General features: G+C 73.7%; 14 protein-coding genes. All 14 read right to left on the reverse strand.

The genetic code is table 11. The features are described from left to right. Positions 1 to 3: 3 nt before the first annotated feature. A complete protein-coding gene (locus V7S47_RS04675; RefSeq protein ID WP_336560483.1) occupies positions 4 to 552 on the reverse strand; it encodes a type 1 glutamine amidotransferase domain-containing protein in 549 nt (182 codons plus the stop codon). A gap of 35 nt (positions 553 to 587) precedes the next feature. Beyond that, positions 588 to 1,583 (reverse strand): methionine synthase, encoded by a 996-nt coding sequence (locus V7S47_RS04680; protein ID WP_336560484.1) that lies wholly within the window; start codon positions 1,581 to 1,583, stop codon positions 588 to 590. Positions 1,584 to 1,590: 7 nt separating this feature from the next. Further along, positions 1,591 to 2,679, reverse strand: a complete 1,089-nt coding sequence (mnmA, locus tag V7S47_RS04685) for a tRNA 2-thiouridine(34) synthase MnmA (RefSeq protein WP_336561004.1) — start codon at positions 2,677 to 2,679, stop codon at positions 1,591 to 1,593. Beyond that, positions 2,679 to 3,842 (reverse strand): cysteine desulfurase family protein, encoded by a 1,164-nt coding sequence (locus V7S47_RS04690; protein ID WP_336560485.1) that lies wholly within the window; start codon positions 3,840 to 3,842, stop codon positions 2,679 to 2,681. The genes mnmA and V7S47_RS04690 overlap by 1 nt, the downstream gene beginning before the upstream one ends. A gap of 45 nt (positions 3,843 to 3,887) precedes the next feature. Further along, positions 3,888 to 4,352 (reverse strand): SRPBCC family protein, encoded by a 465-nt coding sequence (locus V7S47_RS04695; RefSeq protein ID WP_336560486.1) that lies wholly within the window; start codon positions 4,350 to 4,352, stop codon positions 3,888 to 3,890. Between the two features lie 57 nt (positions 4,353 to 4,409). Further along, a complete protein-coding gene (locus V7S47_RS04700) occupies positions 4,410 to 5,369 on the reverse strand; it encodes an endonuclease/exonuclease/phosphatase family protein (RefSeq protein WP_336560487.1) in 960 nt (319 codons plus the stop codon). Between the two features lie 23 nt (positions 5,370 to 5,392). Beyond that, positions 5,393 to 6,442 carry an isopenicillin N synthase family dioxygenase gene (locus tag V7S47_RS04705; protein ID WP_336560488.1) on the reverse strand — a complete coding sequence of 350 codons (1,050 nt, stop codon included), beginning with the start codon at positions 6,440 to 6,442 and terminating at the stop codon, positions 5,393 to 5,395. Positions 6,443 to 6,622: 180 nt separating this feature from the next. Next, positions 6,623 to 7,198, reverse strand: coding sequence for a DUF6801 domain-containing protein (locus tag V7S47_RS04710; protein ID WP_336560489.1), 576 nt, complete (start codon positions 7,196 to 7,198; stop codon positions 6,623 to 6,625). Between the two features lie 84 nt (positions 7,199 to 7,282). Next, positions 7,283 to 8,398 (reverse strand): glutamate 5-kinase, encoded by a 1,116-nt coding sequence (gene proB / locus V7S47_RS04715; RefSeq protein WP_090853229.1) that lies wholly within the window; start codon positions 8,396 to 8,398, stop codon positions 7,283 to 7,285. Then, positions 8,395 to 9,945, reverse strand: coding sequence for a GTPase ObgE (gene obgE, locus V7S47_RS04720; protein ID WP_336560490.1), 1,551 nt, complete (start codon positions 9,943 to 9,945; stop codon positions 8,395 to 8,397). The genes proB and obgE overlap by 4 nt, the downstream gene beginning before the upstream one ends. A gap of 94 nt (positions 9,946 to 10,039) precedes the next feature. Further along, the gene (gene rpmA, locus V7S47_RS04725; protein ID WP_336560491.1) at positions 10,040 to 10,294 is read right to left on the reverse strand and encodes a 50S ribosomal protein L27; all 255 of its coding nucleotides are present in this window, start codon (positions 10,292 to 10,294) and stop codon (positions 10,040 to 10,042) included. A gap of 37 nt (positions 10,295 to 10,331) precedes the next feature. Then, positions 10,332 to 10,640, reverse strand: a complete 309-nt coding sequence (gene rplU, locus V7S47_RS04730) for a 50S ribosomal protein L21 (protein WP_090853238.1) — start codon at positions 10,638 to 10,640, stop codon at positions 10,332 to 10,334. Positions 10,641 to 10,826: 186 nt separating this feature from the next. Then, positions 10,827 to 14,246, reverse strand: a complete 3,420-nt coding sequence (locus V7S47_RS04735) for an Rne/Rng family ribonuclease (RefSeq protein WP_336560492.1) — start codon at positions 14,244 to 14,246, stop codon at positions 10,827 to 10,829. 351 nt (positions 14,247 to 14,597) lie between these two features. Then, a complete protein-coding gene (locus V7S47_RS04740; protein ID WP_336560493.1) occupies positions 14,598 to 15,311 on the reverse strand; it encodes a TIGR03936 family radical SAM-associated protein in 714 nt (237 codons plus the stop codon). Positions 15,312 to 15,319 lie beyond the last annotated feature (8 nt).

Genomic DNA, 15,319 nt, shown 5'->3' on the forward strand with positions numbered 1-15,319 from the left:
TCGTCAGGCGAGTGCGTCCTGCAGCGCCTTCTCGAGGGCACCGATGAACGCGGGCAGGTCGTCGGGGTCGCGGCTGGTGATCAGGCTGCCGTCCACGACGACCTCCTCGTCGACCCAGGTGCCGCCCGCGTTGCGGACGTCGTCGGCCAGCGAGGCGTAGCTGGTCAGCCGACGCCCCTCGGCGAGCCCGGCGGAGACGAGCAGCCACGGCCCGTGGCAGATCACCGCGGTCGGCTTGCCCGCGGCCAGGGCCTGCCGGACGATCTCCTGCGCGCGCGGCTCGGTGCGGATCCGGTCGGCGTTCACCGTCCCGCCCGGGACGACCACCGCGTCGACCGAGGCGACGTCGAGGTCGTCGAGGGTCCCGTCGACCTCGACCTTCCGCGTCGGGGAGGTGTCGCCCTCGACGGCCTGGATCGGGTCGGTCCCCGTCGAGTGGACCACCACCGTCGCCCCGGCCTCGCGCAGCGCGTCCCGCGGCTGCACGAGCTCGGCCTCCTCGAAGAAGTCGGTGGCGATGATGGCGACGGTCTTGCCGGTCAGGTCGGTCATGGCGGACCCGTACCCGACAGCGACCGCCGCGTCCCTCACCCGGTCAGGTGACCGGCGGCCTTCCCGAGCAGCGCCAGCGCCGCGCGGGGGTACGCCGAGCCGGCCCCGGCCAGCCCGCACGCCGGCGTCAGCACCAGCCGCTCCCCGACCTCCTCGGGGTCCAGCCCGAGCATGTCGAGCCACCGCAGCACCGACTCGGTGACCTGGGTGTCGGTCGGCAGGCTCGCGGGGTCGGTGCCCGGCAGCACACCGAGCGCGACCGTGTCCCCCGCCTCCAGCGCCTCGGCCAGCGGGTCGTGGTCGGCCGCGGCGAGCATCGCCAGGTCGACCGAGAGCCCGCGGGCGCCGGCCTTGCGGAGCAGCTCCCACGGCGCGCCCGGCGCGCAGGAGTGCACCCACGGCTCGGCCCCCTCGCCGCTGATCGCGTCGAGCACCCAGCCGAGGGTCTCGGACACCTCCGGCGGGTGCACGGTCCGGTGCCGGCCGAAGCCGGACGCGGTGCGCACCTGCCCGCCGAGGACGGCCGCGACGGACGGCTCGTCGACCTGCACGACCAGCCGCTCGACCCGCGGCAGACGGCGCCGTACGTCGCGGACGTGGTCGCGCAGCCCCTCGGCCAGGGCCTGGGCCAGCTCGCGCCGGGCGCCGTGGTCGGAGAGCACCTTGTCACCGCGCGGCTTCTCCACGCTGCTGGCCAGGGTCCAGGGTCCGGCGACCTGGACCTTGAAGGCCCCCGCGCACTCCTGCGCCTGCTCCTCCAGCCCGTCGAGGTCCTGCGCGAGCAGGCTCCGCGCGCGCCGGTGGTCGACGCCCGAGGAGCCCCCGCTGCCGGTGAGCCGCCAGCCCGCGGGCTGCAGGTCGACCCCGAGCTCGGCGACGAGGCCGAGCGCGCGGCCGACCATGCCCGCGGTGACGCCGCGCCCGGGCAGCTCCACGAGGTGGGGCAGGTCGCCCAGCTCGCCCAGGACGACGCGCTGGGACTCGGCGAAGTCCTCACCCGGCATCGACCCGACCCCGGTCGCGGTGCTCATCGGACGCTCATCGGACGGTGCTCACGATCGTCGCCGAGCCCACGACGCGGGTCCCGTCGTACACGACGGCGGCCTGGCCGGGCGCGATGCCGTACGCCGGGGCGTGCAGCTCGACGTCGACCTGCTCGCCCGCGACCGTGACCGTCGCCGGCAGCTCCTCGCCGTGCGCGCGCAGCTGCACGCTGCCGTGCAGCACCGCCGGGACGGTGCCGCACCAGCGCGGCTTGGTGCCGCTCAGCCGGTGCACGGCCAGCCGCTCGCGCGGGCCCACGGTGACCGTGCCCGAGACCGGCTCGATGTCGAGCACGAAGCGCGGCTTGCCGTCGGGCGCCGGCCGGCCGATCCGCAGGCCCTTGCGCTGCCCGATGGTGAAGCCGTAGGTGCCGTCGTGGCGGCCGACCTCCTCGCCGGTGGCCTCGTCGACGATCGCACCGCCGTGGTTGGGCGCGCGATTGCCGAGCTTCTCGCGCAGCCAGCCGGCGTTGTCGCCGTCGGCGACGAAGCAGATGTCGTGGCTGTCCGGCTTGTCGGCCACCAGCAGCCCCCGCCGGGCGGCCTCCTCGCGGACCTCGCTCTTGGGCGTGTCGCCGAGCGGGAACAGCGAGTGCGCGAGCTGCTGCTGGTCGAGCACGCCCAGCACGTAGGACTGGTCCTTGCCGTGGTCGACCGCCCGGTGCATCTCGATCAGCCCGTCGGCGCCGGTGCGGAGCTGGGCGTAGTGGCCGGTCGCGACCGCGTCGAAGCCGAGGGCCAGGGCCCGGTCCAGCACCGCGGCGAACTTGATCTTCTCGTTGCACCGCAGGCACGGGTTGGGCGTGCGGCCGCCGGCGTACTCGTCCATGAAGTCCTCGACCACGTCCTCGTGGAAGCGCTCGGAGAGGTCCCAGACGTAGAACGGGATGCCGATGACGTCGGCCGCCCGGCGGGCGTCGTTGCTGTCCTCGATGGTGCAGCAGCCCCGCCCCCCCGAGCGGTACGACGCGGGGTTGCGCGAGAGCGCGAGGTGGATGCCGGTGACGTCGTGGCCGGCCTCCGCGGCGCGCGCGGCCGCGACGGCGGAGTCGACGCCTCCGGACATGGCGGCGAGGACCTTCATCAGATCCGGGCCGCCCGGGCTCGTTCGACGCACGGGCCGATCGCCTCGACCAGCGCGGCGACGTCGGCGGCGGTGGAGGTGTGGCCGAGCGAGAACCGGAGCGAGCTGCGGGCGTCGGCCTCGGAGCGGCCCATGGCCAGCAGGACGTGCGAGGCCTGCGGGACGCCGGCCGAGCAGGCCGACCCGGTCGAGCACTCGATGCCACGGGCGTCGAGGAGCATCAGCAGCGAGTCGCCCTCGCAGCCCGGGAACGAGAAGTGGGCGTTGCCGGGCAGCCGGCGCTCCGGGTCGCCGTTGAGCACGGCGTCCGGCACCACCGCGCGCACGCCGCGCACCAGGTCCTCACGCAGCGTGGCGACCCGGGTCGCGTGCTCGGCCTGCTGCTTGACCGCCAGCTCCACCGCGGCCGCGAAGCCGGCGATGGCGGGGGTGTCGAGGGTGCCGCTGCGGATGTCACGCTCCTGACCGCCGCCGTGGACGAGCGGGGTGAGCTGCAGCTCACGTCGTACGACGAGCGCACCGACGCCGTACGGGCCGCCGACCTTGTGACCGGTCAGGGTGAGCGCGTCGACGCCCGAGCGGGCGAAGTCGACCGGCACCGCGCCGACGGCCTGGACGGCGTCGGTGTGCACCGGGACGCCGTGCCGGGCGGCGAGGGCGACGACCTCCTCGATCGGCTGGAGGGTGCCGACCTCGTTGTTGGCCCACATCACCGAGACCATCGAGACGGCGCGCTCGGCGAGCAGCGCGGCCAGCTCGTCGAGGTCGACCCGGCCGTCGCCGTCGACCCCGAGCAACCGGACCTCGGCCTCCTCGCCCTCGGAGAGCCAGTGCAGCGGGTCGAGCACGGCGTGGTGCTCGACGCTGCTGGAGACCAGCCGCGGGGCCGGGCCGAGCTCGGCGGCCCGGGACCAGTGCAGGCCCTTGATCGCCAGGTTGTCGGCCTCGGTTCCCCCGGAGGTGAAGACCACCTCGCCGGGGCGGCAGTTGAGCGCCTGCGCGATGGTCTCGCGCGACTCCTCGACCACCCGGCGGGCGTGCCGCCCGGAGGCGTGCAGGGAGCTCGGGTTGCCGACCTCGAGGAGGTGCTTCGTCAGTGCCTCGACCGCCGCGGGCACCATCGGGGTGGTGGCGGCGTGGTCGAGATAGACGGGACGGGCCATGACGGCTCCAGCGTACGGCGCGGTGCCCGCGCCGTACGCATCCGCTCAGCTGGCGACCGCGGAGGCCAGGTTGCCGAGGGAGTCCTCCAGCTGGTCCTCGGTGACCAGCGGGAAGCCGATCTGCCGCAGCAGGGCCCGGTCGGTGACCTTGGACCAGTCGTAGGTGAGTCGCACCTCGGTGCTCTCGCTGCCCTGCGCCTCCAGCTCCCAGACCCACTCCCAGCCGGGAGGCTCGGTGTCGGCGGGCGCGGTCTGCCAGGCCAGCAGGTGGTTGAGGTCGTAGCCGGTGACGGTGTTGTCGGTCTGGTAGTCGCCACCCATGTGGTCGCCGGTCATGTTCATCCGGAACACCTGGCCGCTGCCGGTGATCCGATCGGTCTTCTCGTCGCTGACGACGAAGCCGGAGCCGTCCAGGTCGACGTGACGCTCGGGGTTCGAGAGCACGTCGAACACGACGCTCGTCGGCGCGTCGATGGTGCGGCTGACGGTGATGCTCGTGTCGGAGGTCATGCCTCGACCGTTGCTCGCTCGACCGCCCCGTTCAAGCAAGTCACCCCGACGGGTGGGTCAGGTCCGGGCGACCTCGGCGACCAGGGCCCGGTGGTCGGAGCCGTCGATGCCGACGGTCCAGGTGCGGGTGGCCGTCCAGCCGTCGTCGACCAGCACGTGGTCGATCTGCACGACGGGGGGCAACAGGCCGCGGATCCCGGATCCGTCGGCGGGCCAGGTCGGCTGGAAGCCGCCTCCGGACAGCTCGGTGGCGTCCCGGTAGCCCGCCGCGAGCAGCCGCCGCACCGGCGCGTGGTCGAGGGTCGCGTTGAGGTCACCCACGATCAGGTCGGGTGCCTGCTCCTCGGCCGCGGCCAGCAGGGCGGCGTGCTCGTCGCGCCAGGCCTCGATGTGCAGCGGGTACGCCGGGTGCACCACGAACACGTCCGTCTCGCCGCCGATCCGCACCGACCACGACCCCATCACCGTCGGGAGCTGCTCGACGTCGGTGATCGGCTCGCGCGCGAAGACCATGGTCCCGGGCACCCCTCCCGGGTCGGGGGCACCCGCCCGGTAGGGGAACAGCTCGTCGAGACCGGCCGCCTCCATGTCCGCGAGCGCTCCGGTGCTCAGCTCCTCGACCGCGAGGACGTCCGCGTCGGCATCGGCCGCCGCGGCCACCAGCCCCGGGCCGTCGCCGACGTCGCCGAGCAGGTTGGAGGTCATCACCCGCAACGGCTCGCCGTCGGCCGCGGCCGCGCCGTCGACGTACCAGGGCGCGACCCAGGCCAGGTGCAGCACCAGGCCGGCCAGCGCGAGCACCGCCGTCAGCCCGGGCAGTCGCCGCGCGCCCCGTCGTACGACGAGCACGAGCAGCAGGACGAGCACGCCGGCGTACAGCAGGACGCCGGCCGGCGTGAACGACACCAGCTTCACCACCGGGGACGCGTCGCTGCCGGAGAGCCGGGCCGCGGTCAGGAGCACGGCGGGCACCAGCAGCAGTCCCGTGAGGAACCAGAGGACCACCCGCACGCGCACGCCCAGAACCTAGCGAGCGGCCACTAACGCACGGACTCCCGCACCCGGCTGGCCTCGCGGACCGCGGCCGCGTTGCGGACGCCGACCCGGGACCCGGCCAGCTTGGCGCGCACGTGCTCGTCGACGGTGACCGGCTCGTAGAGTGCCGGGTGCTCGTCGTCGATGCAGGAGGCGAGCGGTCCGACGACGGCGTCGGCGTTCCCGTCGTGGAAGAACGCGGCCGAGCGGCGCCGCTGGATGGTGCCGTCGACGACCGGCGGCTTGACCCGGTGCAGGGTGGAGAGCCAGCGCTCGTTGGTGAGCCGGGCCGTGAGGTCGCCGAGGTTGACCAGCAGCGCGCCGTCCTCGGGGCTCACGTCGTGCCACCGGCCGTCGCGCCCGAGCACCTGCAGCCCCTTCACCTGGTCGGCCCAGAGCACGGTGACGATGCCGTAGTCGGTGTGCTCCCCCATCCCCGTCAGGTCGCCGTCGAGGGTCACGTCGGTGCCCTCGGGCAGCGCGTAGTTGTTCATCCGCAGCACGTCGATCGAGTGGTCGGCGAGCGCGTCGAAGAACCCGGCCGGCAGGCCCAGCGCGTCGGCGAACACCTCGGTCAGGGTGACCGCCACGCGCGCGGCCTCCTCGAAGTACGCCGAGACCTGCGCCTCGAACCCGGCCACCTCGGGCCAGGTGTTGGTCGCGTAGTGGCCGGCGACCGCCTCCGGCAGGCCGGGGTAGTCGGCCACCGAGCGGCCGACGTTGTAGGCCTCGAAGAAGTCGTTCATCCGGGTCGCCGACTCGACGCCCAGGCTGAGGCTCAGCGATTCCGACTTCGGCGGCGTGTAGCCCCGGTTCTCGGCCGGCGGCCGGATCCAACCCCGCTTGGCGTCCAGGGACTGCGCGAAGAACGCGTCTATGGCCGCCCCGAGGCCGCTCAGCACCTCGGGCGGGACGCCGTGGCCGTGGACCTGGATGAAGCCGACCTCGCGGCAGGCGGTGTCGACGGCTGCGGCCACGGCCGCACGCTCGTCGGGGGTGCCGTCGGCGACGTAGGCCGTGAGGTCGACGGCGGGGACGGTGAACTCGGTGCTCATGGGCGCTCCTGCGGGATGGAGAACGGGACGTGCCCGGAGGTGTCCGTATCCCGACCCGGAGGGTCGCGTCTCTCGTTGAACTCGGGCGGTCGCCAGCGTACGGCGACCGCGTTTCGCCCGTGTGAACGCCGGCGGCCCGGTGCCGAAGCACCGGGCCGCCGGGTCGTACTGAGGGTCAGGTCAGCGGACCTTGATCTTGCCGATCTTCGCGTTCTCGCCCGGGTTCAGCGAGCAGCTCGCGTTGCTGATCAGCGCGTTGCCGTTCTGGTCCTGGGCACTGAACTTGAACTTCGTCGGCGCCTTGACGACCTGCGTGCCGCGCTTGCGGAGCTTGAAGGCGGCGGTCTTCCCGGAGGCCTTGATGGTCATCGCGCCGCTGGCCGGGACGGCCTGGTCCTTGAAGGCGACGTTCTTCAGGGCGACCTTAGTCTTGCCGACCGTGGCCTTGGCGCCCGCCGCGTTGCCGGACAGGCTGGTGATGCCGAACCCGCGCAGCGCGGTCGCGAGCTCCGGCGACAGCACGACCTTGAGCACGACCGTCTTGGCCGGAACCTTCTTGCCCTTCTTCACCTTCTTGGGGAGCGGCGCCTTGGTCGTCACCGTCACCACCTGCGGACCGAAGCTGGTCTGGCAGGTGTAGTCGGCCTTGCCGGAGACGGCGGCCTGCGCCGACGGCGAGACAGCGACGAGGCCGGCGGAGCCGACGGCGAGAGCCGCGCCGAGCGCGGCGAGCCTGGACGTGATCCGAGTGGTCAAGATGTTCCTCCTGGTCGTGGCGCGCCCTCCCGGCACGCCGCTCCCCCGACCGTAACGCGCGTCACAAACTGTCCGACAGTGGGGTCAGAGCAGGACGAGGTCGTCGCGGTGCACGACCTCCCTCTCGTACGCCGCCCCGAGCTCGCGCTTGAGGTCCTGGCTGGACCGGCCCACCAGGCTCGGCACCTCGCTCGCGTCGAAGTTGACCAGCCCGCGGGCCACCGGGACGCCGTCCGGCCCGACCAGGTCGACCGGGTCACCCGCATGGAACTCGCCCGTGCACCCGGTGACCCCGGCCGCCAGGAGCGAGGCCCGGCGCTCCACCACGGCGCGCACGGCCCCGGGGTCGAGCTGCAGGGTCCCGTGCGGCTCGGTGGCGTGCGCCAGCCAGAGCAGGCGGGTGGGCCGACGCTTGCCGGTCGCGTGGAACAGGGTTCCGACCGGCTCGCCCGCCACCGCAGGCCCGGCCTGGTCGGCCGAGGTCAGGACGACGGGGATGCCGGCCCCGGTGGCGATCCGGGCGGCCTCGACCTTCGTCTCCATCCCCCCGGTGCCCACCCCGGCGGCCCCGGTCCTGCCGATGCTGACCGCGGCCAGGTCCTCGACGCCGTGCACGTCGGTGACCCGCGAGGCGCCCGGCGTCCGCGGGTCCGCGTCGTAGAGGCCGTCGACGTCGGAGAGCAGGACCAGCAGGTCGGCGTGGACCAGGTGGGCGACCAGCGCGGCGAGCCGATCGTTGTCGCCGAACCGGATCTCGGTGGTGGCCACCGTGTCGTTCTCGTTGACGATCGGGAGCACGCCGAGCTCCAGCAGCTTGGCGAAGGTCTGGTAGGCGTTGCGGTAGTGGGAGCGGCGGGTGACGTCGTCGACGGTCAGCAGCACCTGGCCGGCCGTCAGCTCGTGACGGCGCAGCTCCTCGGTGTAGCGGTGCACCAGCAGCCCCTGGCCCACCGAGGCCGCGGCCTGCTGGGCGGGCAGTCCCTTCGGACGGCGCTTCAGCCCGAGCGGGGCCAGGCCGGCCGCGATCGCCCCGGAGGAGACGAGCACGACCTCGGCCCCGCGGCTCCGGGCCGCGGCGAGGACGTCGACCAACCGCTCGACCCGGGCGGGGTCGATGCCGCCGGCCGCCGTCGTCAGCGAGGAGGAGCCGACCTTCACGACGATCCGTCGCGCGTCGAGCACCTCCCGACGCAGGCTCACCCAGCCGTCCCGGGGTCGTCCTCGGCCCAGTCCGGGTCGTCGGCGGAGCCGATCTCGTAGGACATCGGGCCGACGCCGGAGCTGCGGGCGCTCTTGTCGATGCGCCGGGCCACGTCGGCCCGGGTCTCGCCCTCGGCGCGCTCCCCCAGTGCCTCCTGGATCTCGCGACGGCGGCCGTGGGCGGGCCGCTTCTCGTCGAAGCGCTGGTCCTCGCCGCGCCGGCCGAGCATCTCCGCACCGGCCTCGATGCCGGGCTTGAAGTCGAAGACCACCGCGTTGTCGGGGTCGCCGATCAGGACCGTGTCGCCCTCGACCGCACCCAGCTTGACCAGGCCGGTCTCGACCCCGAGCCGGTTGAGCCGGTCGGCGAGGAAGCCCACGGCCTCGTCGTTGCTGAAGTCGGTCTGGCGCACCCAGCGCTCGGGCTTGGTGCCGCGCACCCGCCAGCCGTCGCCGTCCTGGGTGACGGTGAAGTCGTCGCCGCCGTCGGCGCTCGGGGGGCGCAGCACGATCCGGGTCGCCTCGACGACCTCCTGCTCGGCGCGGGCCCGGGCGACCAGCTCGGCCATCGCGAAGGTCAGCTCGCGGATGCCCTCGCCCGACGCGGCGGAGATCGGGAACACGCGGTAGCCGCGCTCGCGCAGGTCGTCGGCGGTCATCTCGGCGATGTCGCGACCGTCGGGCACGTCGATCTTGTTCAGCGCGACCAGCCGCTCGCGGCCCTCGAGCCCGCCGTACTGCGCGAGCTCGTGCTCCATGGCGTCGAGGTCGTCGGCGGGGTTGCGGCCCGGCTCGATGGTCGCGGTGTCCACGACGTGGAGCAGGGCGGCACAACGCTCGATGTGGCGCAGGAAGTCGTGGCCCAGGCCGCGGCCCTCGCTGGCCCCCTCGATGAGGCCCGGGACGTCGGCGACCGTGAACGTCGTGTCGCCGGCCTTCACCACGCCGAGGTTCGGGACCAGGGTGGTGAACGGGTAGTCGGCGATCTTGGGCCGGGCCCGCGAGATCGCGGCGATCAGGCTGGACTTGCCGGCACTCGGGTAGCCGACCAGGCCGATGTCGGCGACCACCTTCAGCTCGAGGACGACCTCGATCTCGTCGCCGGGCTCGCCGAGCAGCGCGAAGCCGGGGGCCTTGCGCTTCGACGAGGCCAGCGCGGCGTTGCCGAGCCCGCCGCGACCGCCCTGGGCGATGACCATCTCGGTGCCGGGTCCGACCAGGTCGGCCAGCACCTCGCCGCCGCGGGTCTTGACGACCGTGCCGTCCGGGACCGGCAGCACCAGGTCGGCACCGTGCCCGCCGTTGCGGTGGGCGCCGGCGCCGTGGCCGCCGTTCTCGGCGGAGCGCTTCTTGCTGTGGTGGTAGTCGATCAGCGTGGTGACGTCGGGGTCGACCCGCAGCACCACCGACCCGCCCGGGCCGCCGTTGCCGCCGTCGGGCCCCCCGAGCGGCTTGAACTTCTCACGGTGGACCGAGGCCACGCCGTGGCCGCCCCGACCGGCGCTGATGTGCAGCGTCACCTCGTCGACGAAGGTGGGGACGGCCATGGTTGGTTCCTTGCTCTCAACTGCTCATGAAATGGACGAAGGACGCCCCGGAACGGGACGCCCTTCGGTGCTGCAGGTGGGGGTGAGCGTCAGCTCACGCGCCCGGGACGATGCTGACGACCCGGCGACCCCGACGGGTGCCGAACTCGACCGCACCGGCGGCCAGCGCGAACAGCGTGTCGTCGCCGCCACGGCCCACGTTGGCGCCCGGGTGGAAGTGGGTGCCCCGCTGGCGCACGATGATCTCGCCCGCGTTGACGAGCTGACCGCCGTACCGCTTCACGCCGAGGCGCTGCGAGTTGGAGTCGCGACCGTTCTTGGTGGACGCGGCGCCCTTCTTGTGTGCCATGAGTTCAGTCCTTTTGGGTTGCTGCCCGAGCGGTCGCTCAGAGGGAGATGTCGGTGACCTTGACCTGGGTGTACTTCTGGCGGTGGCCCTGGCGCTTCTTGTAGCCGGTCTTGTTCTTGTACTTCTGGATGATGATCTTCGGGCCCTTGGTGGCGCCGAGGACCTCGACGGTCACCGAGGCCTTGTCGAGGGCCGACGCGTCGGAGGTGACGGTCTCGCCGTCGACGGCGAGGACGACGGGCAGCGTCAGCGTCTCGCCGACCCCGGTCGTCACCTTGTCGATCTCGATGACGTCGCCCACGGCAACCTTCTGCTGCTTGGCGCCAGCGCGCACGATCGCGTACACCGCGGTCTCCTTCGTCGAATCTCGTCTAGCTTCGGGTGGTTCGTTCAGCCTGCAGCATGCTCCGGGGCGCCGACCGTCCGCTTGGATCAGCGGTGGGCCACGCAGAGCGGCACGCATGAACGCACCGAGGGTCAATAGTACGGATGGGGACCGGCCACAGCAATTCGGCGGCCGGCCCCGCACCGCCTACCGCTTGCGGGTGCCCTTCTTCTTCACGGGCACGTGCTCGATCACCGGGGTGTCCTCGCCGTCCTCGGCCTCCCCGGTCTCGGGCTCGATCGCCGCCGACTCGTCGACGGGCGGGCCCGCCGGCCGGTTGGCCGCGCGCCCACGGGTCCGGGTGACGACCTTGGGGGGCTCGGGCGCCGTCGCCGGAGCGGCGGGCTCGGCCTGCTCCTCGGGCTCGGGCACCGGCGCCGACTCGACGACGATCGGCTCCACGGGCACGGTCGCCGCCTCGGGCTGGCCGGCAGGGCGGTTGGCGCTGCGCCGGCGCGTCCGGGTGACGACCTTCGGGGCCTCGGGCTCGGCCGGGGTCTCCACGACCGGCTCCACGACCGGCTCGGCGACCTGCTCGGGGGTGGCCTCGACCGGCTCGGGCGTCGGCTCGGCCTCGACCGCCTCCGGGGCGGACTCGGTCCGGCCACCGCCGCGGCCGCCACGACGGCTGCGGGTCCGGGTGACGACCTTCGGGGCCTCGGGCTCGGCCGGGGTCTCCACGACCGGCTCCACGACCGGCTCAGCGACCTGCTCGGGGGTGGCCTCGACCGGCTCGGCCGTCGGCTCGGCCTCGACCGCCTCGGGGGCGGACTCGGTCCGACCACCGCCGCGACCGCCACGACGACCCCGGGTCCGGGTCACGACCTGGGGGGCCTCGGGCTCGGAGGCAGCCTCCACGGCCGTGTCGGCGGCAAGCTCGACGGCGGGCTCGGCGGCGGAGTCCTCCGCGGCCGCGGCGTCCTGACGGGCCATCGCGGCCACGTCGGCCGGCGTGGGGGGCTTGGGCGGCTGCGGGGCGGGAGCAGCGGAGCCCTCGTCACCACCGCGACCACGTCCGCGACGGCGACCACCACGGCCACCGCCTGCGGAGCCGGCGCTCGAGCCGGAGCCACCGTCGTCGCCGCGGCCACCGGACTCGACCGGGTGGTCGTGCACGACGACGCCCCGGCCGTGGCAGTGCTCGCAGTTCTCGCCGAACGCCTCCAGGAGGCCGGTGCCGATCCGCTTGCGGGTCATCTGCACGAGGCCCAGCGAGGTGACCTCGGCGACCTGGTGACGGGTCCGGTCGCGGCCCAAGCACTCGACCAGGCGGCGCAGCACCAGGTCGCGGTTGGACTCCAGGACCATGTCGATGAAGTCGACGACGATGATGCCACCGATGTCGCGCAGCCGGAGCTGGCGCACGACCTCCTCGGCGGCCTCGAGGTTGTTCTTGGTCACCGTCTCCTCGAGGTTGCCCCCGGAACCGGTGAACTTGCCGGTGTTGACGTCGACGACCGTCATCGCCTCGGTGCGGTCGATGACCAGCGAGCCGCCGGAGGGCAGCCAGACCTTGCGGTCCAGCGCCTTGGCGATCTGCTCGTCGATGCGGTGGACCGCGAACACGTCCTTGCCGTTCTCGCCCGGTGTGAACCGCTCCAGGCGGTCCTGCAGGTCGGGGGCGACGTGGGCGACGTAGCCGCTCACGGTCTCCCAGGCGTCGTCGCCCTCGATGACCAGCTTGCCGAAGTCCTCGGTGAACAGGTCGCGGACGACCTTCAGGGTCAGGTCGGGCTCGCCGTACAGGAGCTGGGGCGCGCCGCCCTTGGCCTTCTTCTCGATGTCCTCCCAGCGGGCCTTGAGGACCTCGACGTCGCGGGTGAGCTCCTCCTCGGAGGCACCCTCGGCCGCGGTGCGCACGATGACGCCCGCGCTGTCCGGGACGATCTCCTTCAGGAGGGTCTTCAGCCGGGTCCGCTCGGTGTCGGGCAGCTTGCGCGAGATGCCGCTGGTGGTGCCGTCGGGCACGTAGACCAGGAAGCGGCCGGCCAGGCTGACCTGGCTCGTGAGCCGGGCCCCCTTGTGGCCGATCGGGTCCTTGCTGACCTGCACCAGGACCGACTGGCCCGAGGAGAGGACCGACTCGATCTTGCGCGGCTGGCCGTCCTTGTGGCCGAGGGCCGACCAGTTGACCTCGCCGGCGTAGAGGACCGCGTTGCGGCCCTTGCCGATGTCGATGAAGGCCGCCTCCATGGAGGGCAGCACGTTCTGCACGCGACCGAGGTAGACGTTGCCGATCAGCGAGGTCTGCGACTCGCGGGCGACGTAGTGCTCGACGAGGACCTTGTCCTCGAGGACGCCGATCTGGGTCAGCTCGTCGCGCTGGCGGATCACCATGACCCGGTCGACCGCCTCGCGGCGGGCCAGGAACTCGGCCTCGCTGACGATCGGCGCCCGGCGCCGGCCGGCCTCACGGCCCTCCCGGCGGCGCTGCTTCTTGGCCTCCAGGCGGGTCGAGCCCTGGAGGGAGGTGATCTCGTCCTCGGCGTTGCGGGTACGGCGAACCCGGGTCACGGTGTTCTCGGGGTCGTCACCGCCCTCGCCGCTGTCGTCGCCCTGCCGGCGACGGCGGCGCCGCCGACGCGAGCTGCCCTCGCCGGAGGACTCCTCCTGCTCGTCGGCCGGACCGGAGCCGCTGTCGTCCCCGGACTCCTCGGAGGAGTCGGCGGCCTTGTCGCCGGCCTTGTCCTCGCCCCCGGAGTCGCCGCTCTTGCGGCGGCGGCGGCCGCCGCGACGGCGCCGGCGACGGCCGCCACCGGAGCCCTCGCCCTGCTCGTCGTCGCCGTCGTCGTCACCGTCCTCGTCACCGTCGGCGGCGTCCGTCTCGACGTCCTGGTCGTCGTCCTGCTCGTCGGGGTCCGCCGGCGTCTCCGTGGCGGGCTGCTCCTCGGAGAGGAGGTCGTCGAAGGTCACCTCGTCCGTGGACGCGGCGGCCACCTCGGCCGCGGCCTCCTCGGTCTCCTCCTCGGGAGCCGGCTCCGGCGCGGGAGCGGCAGCCTTCTTGGCGGCCGTCTTGCGGGTACGGCGGGTCCGGGTCGTCGTGACCACCGGCGCCTGGAACAGCGGGGCCACGCCGGGGGCGACGGGAGTGTCCGAGGCGGCCTCGGGCGCGGGCTCGACCACCGGCGTCGCCTCGACGACGGGGTCCGGCTCGGCCTCGGCGGCCGGCGCGGCCGCGGTCTTCTTGGCCGCGCGCTTGGCCGGGGCCTTCTTCGCGGCGGCCTTGCGGGCGGTCTTCTTGGCCGGCGCGGCGGGTGCCTCGTCCGGCGCCGGCGCGTCGGTGGCCGGCTCGAGAGCGGCCTCGACCGGAGCGGCGTCGACCGGAGCGGCGTCGACCGGGACGTCGAGCGGGAGCTCGGCCGGAGCGTCGGCGGGGGCGGCCGCGGCCTTCTTCGCGGCCCGCTTGGCCGGGGCCTTCTTGGCGACGGCCTTCTTGGCCGGCGCCTTCTTCGCCGCAGCCTTCTTGGCGGGCGCCTTCTTGGCCGCGGCCTTCTTGGCGGGCGCCTCGGCCTGGGTCTCGGCCGGCGTCTGGGCCGCGGACTCGGTGGGGGTGATGTCGTCGGGCATGTGCTGCTCCTCGGGCCCGTCCCGGGACGGGGCGGGTGTCGTGCACCGCGACCCGCGAGCTCAGGGCCGTCGGCGCAAAGCCTGGCGGTGGCGGCGACCCCCTCCGCGTGTGCGCCGCCGGGAGCCGATACGTCACCTGCCGCGGTCGCTGGGCCCCGTCCCCTGTCCGGGACGGTGTGGCCGACCCGCTGTCACCGAGCCTGCCGAGCCGCGTCGCGGTCTGGCGACGACCTGCACCCGCCGTGCCGCCCCTTCTCTGGGACCGGCGAGAACGTCGTCGGATCGGTTCCGGCGGAGGCTTCCGCGCGTCATCGACCGTGGCGAGTATCGCACACGGGTCGTGAATGTCCGCTAACTCGACCCGCCGAGCGGGTCGCCGACCGTGCCGTCCGCCCCGAGCGGACCCTGCGCGACCCGGGTCAGCCGCGGGGCCTGCCCGGCCTCCAGCCCGGCCACGGACCGGAGCCCGGTCAGCACGTCGTCGGGTCGGACCGAGGGCACCCCGTGCCGCAGCACCAGGTCGAGCCGGGCACCGCCGTCCCGCGGGCCGGCCGTCAGGCTGACCACCGCGCCCCGGCAGTCGAACTCACGCAGTCCCTTCTTGGTCATCCGCTCGACGCTCACGGACTCCTCGGCCAGGAACGCCTCGACCGCCGCCGCAGCGGCCTCGGGGTCGGCCGCGACATCGAGGGTCCAGTTGCTGGCCTCCAGCAGGTCGCTCAGCGACCCGCCCGGGGACTCGGCGATCGCGACCACGTCCAGCCCGTCCGGGAGCGCCTCCTCGAGGGCGACCCGGACCTCGACGAGGTCGACGACCTGGGCCAGCCCGATCTCGAGGTACTCCGCCTCGCTCGCCGACCCGGTCGGCGCGGCGCCGGCGTACGAGATCCGCGGGTGGGGGTTGAAGCCCGACGAGTAGGCCATCGGCAGCCGGGCCCGAAAGACCGCCCGCTCGAAGGCCCGACTGAAGTCACGGTGGCTGGTGAACCGGAGACGGCCGCGCTTGGCGTACCGGATCCGGAGTCGCTGGACCGGTGGAGCCTGCTGCTCGGGTTGCTGACGCACCGGCCAAG

The sequence above is a fragment of the Nocardioides sp. CCNWLW216 genome, assembly GCF_037120545.1.
In the GTDB taxonomy this organism is placed as follows: Bacteria; Actinomycetota; Actinomycetes; order Propionibacteriales; family Nocardioidaceae; genus Nocardioides; species Nocardioides lianchengensis.

Coding starts and splice junctions, on each gene's coding strand:
- V7S47_RS04675 (WP_336560483.1), bottom strand. CDS start 552: ATGACCGACCTGACCGGCAAGACCGTCGCCATCATCGCCACCGACTTC.
- V7S47_RS04680 (WP_336560484.1), bottom strand. CDS start 1,583: ATGAGCACCGCGACCGGGGTCGGGTCGATGCCGGGTGAGGACTTCGCC.
- mnmA (WP_336561004.1), bottom strand. CDS start 2,679: ATGAAGGTCCTCGCCGCCATGTCCGGAGGCGTCGACTCCGCCGTCGCG.
- V7S47_RS04690 (WP_336560485.1), bottom strand. CDS start 3,842: ATGGCCCGTCCCGTCTATCTCGACCACGCCGCCACCACCCCGATGGTG.
- V7S47_RS04695 (WP_336560486.1), bottom strand. CDS start 4,352: ATGACCTCCGACACGAGCATCACCGTCAGCCGCACCATCGACGCGCCG.
- V7S47_RS04705 (WP_336560488.1), bottom strand. CDS start 6,442: ATGAGCACCGAGTTCACCGTCCCCGCCGTCGACCTCACGGCCTACGTC.
- obgE (WP_336560490.1), bottom strand. CDS start 9,945: ATGGCCGTCCCCACCTTCGTCGACGAGGTGACGCTGCACATCAGCGCC.
- rpmA (WP_336560491.1), bottom strand. CDS start 10,294: ATGGCACACAAGAAGGGCGCCGCGTCCACCAAGAACGGTCGCGACTCC.
- V7S47_RS04735 (WP_336560492.1), bottom strand. CDS start 14,246: ATGCCCGACGACATCACCCCCACCGAGTCCGCGGCCCAGACGCCGGCC.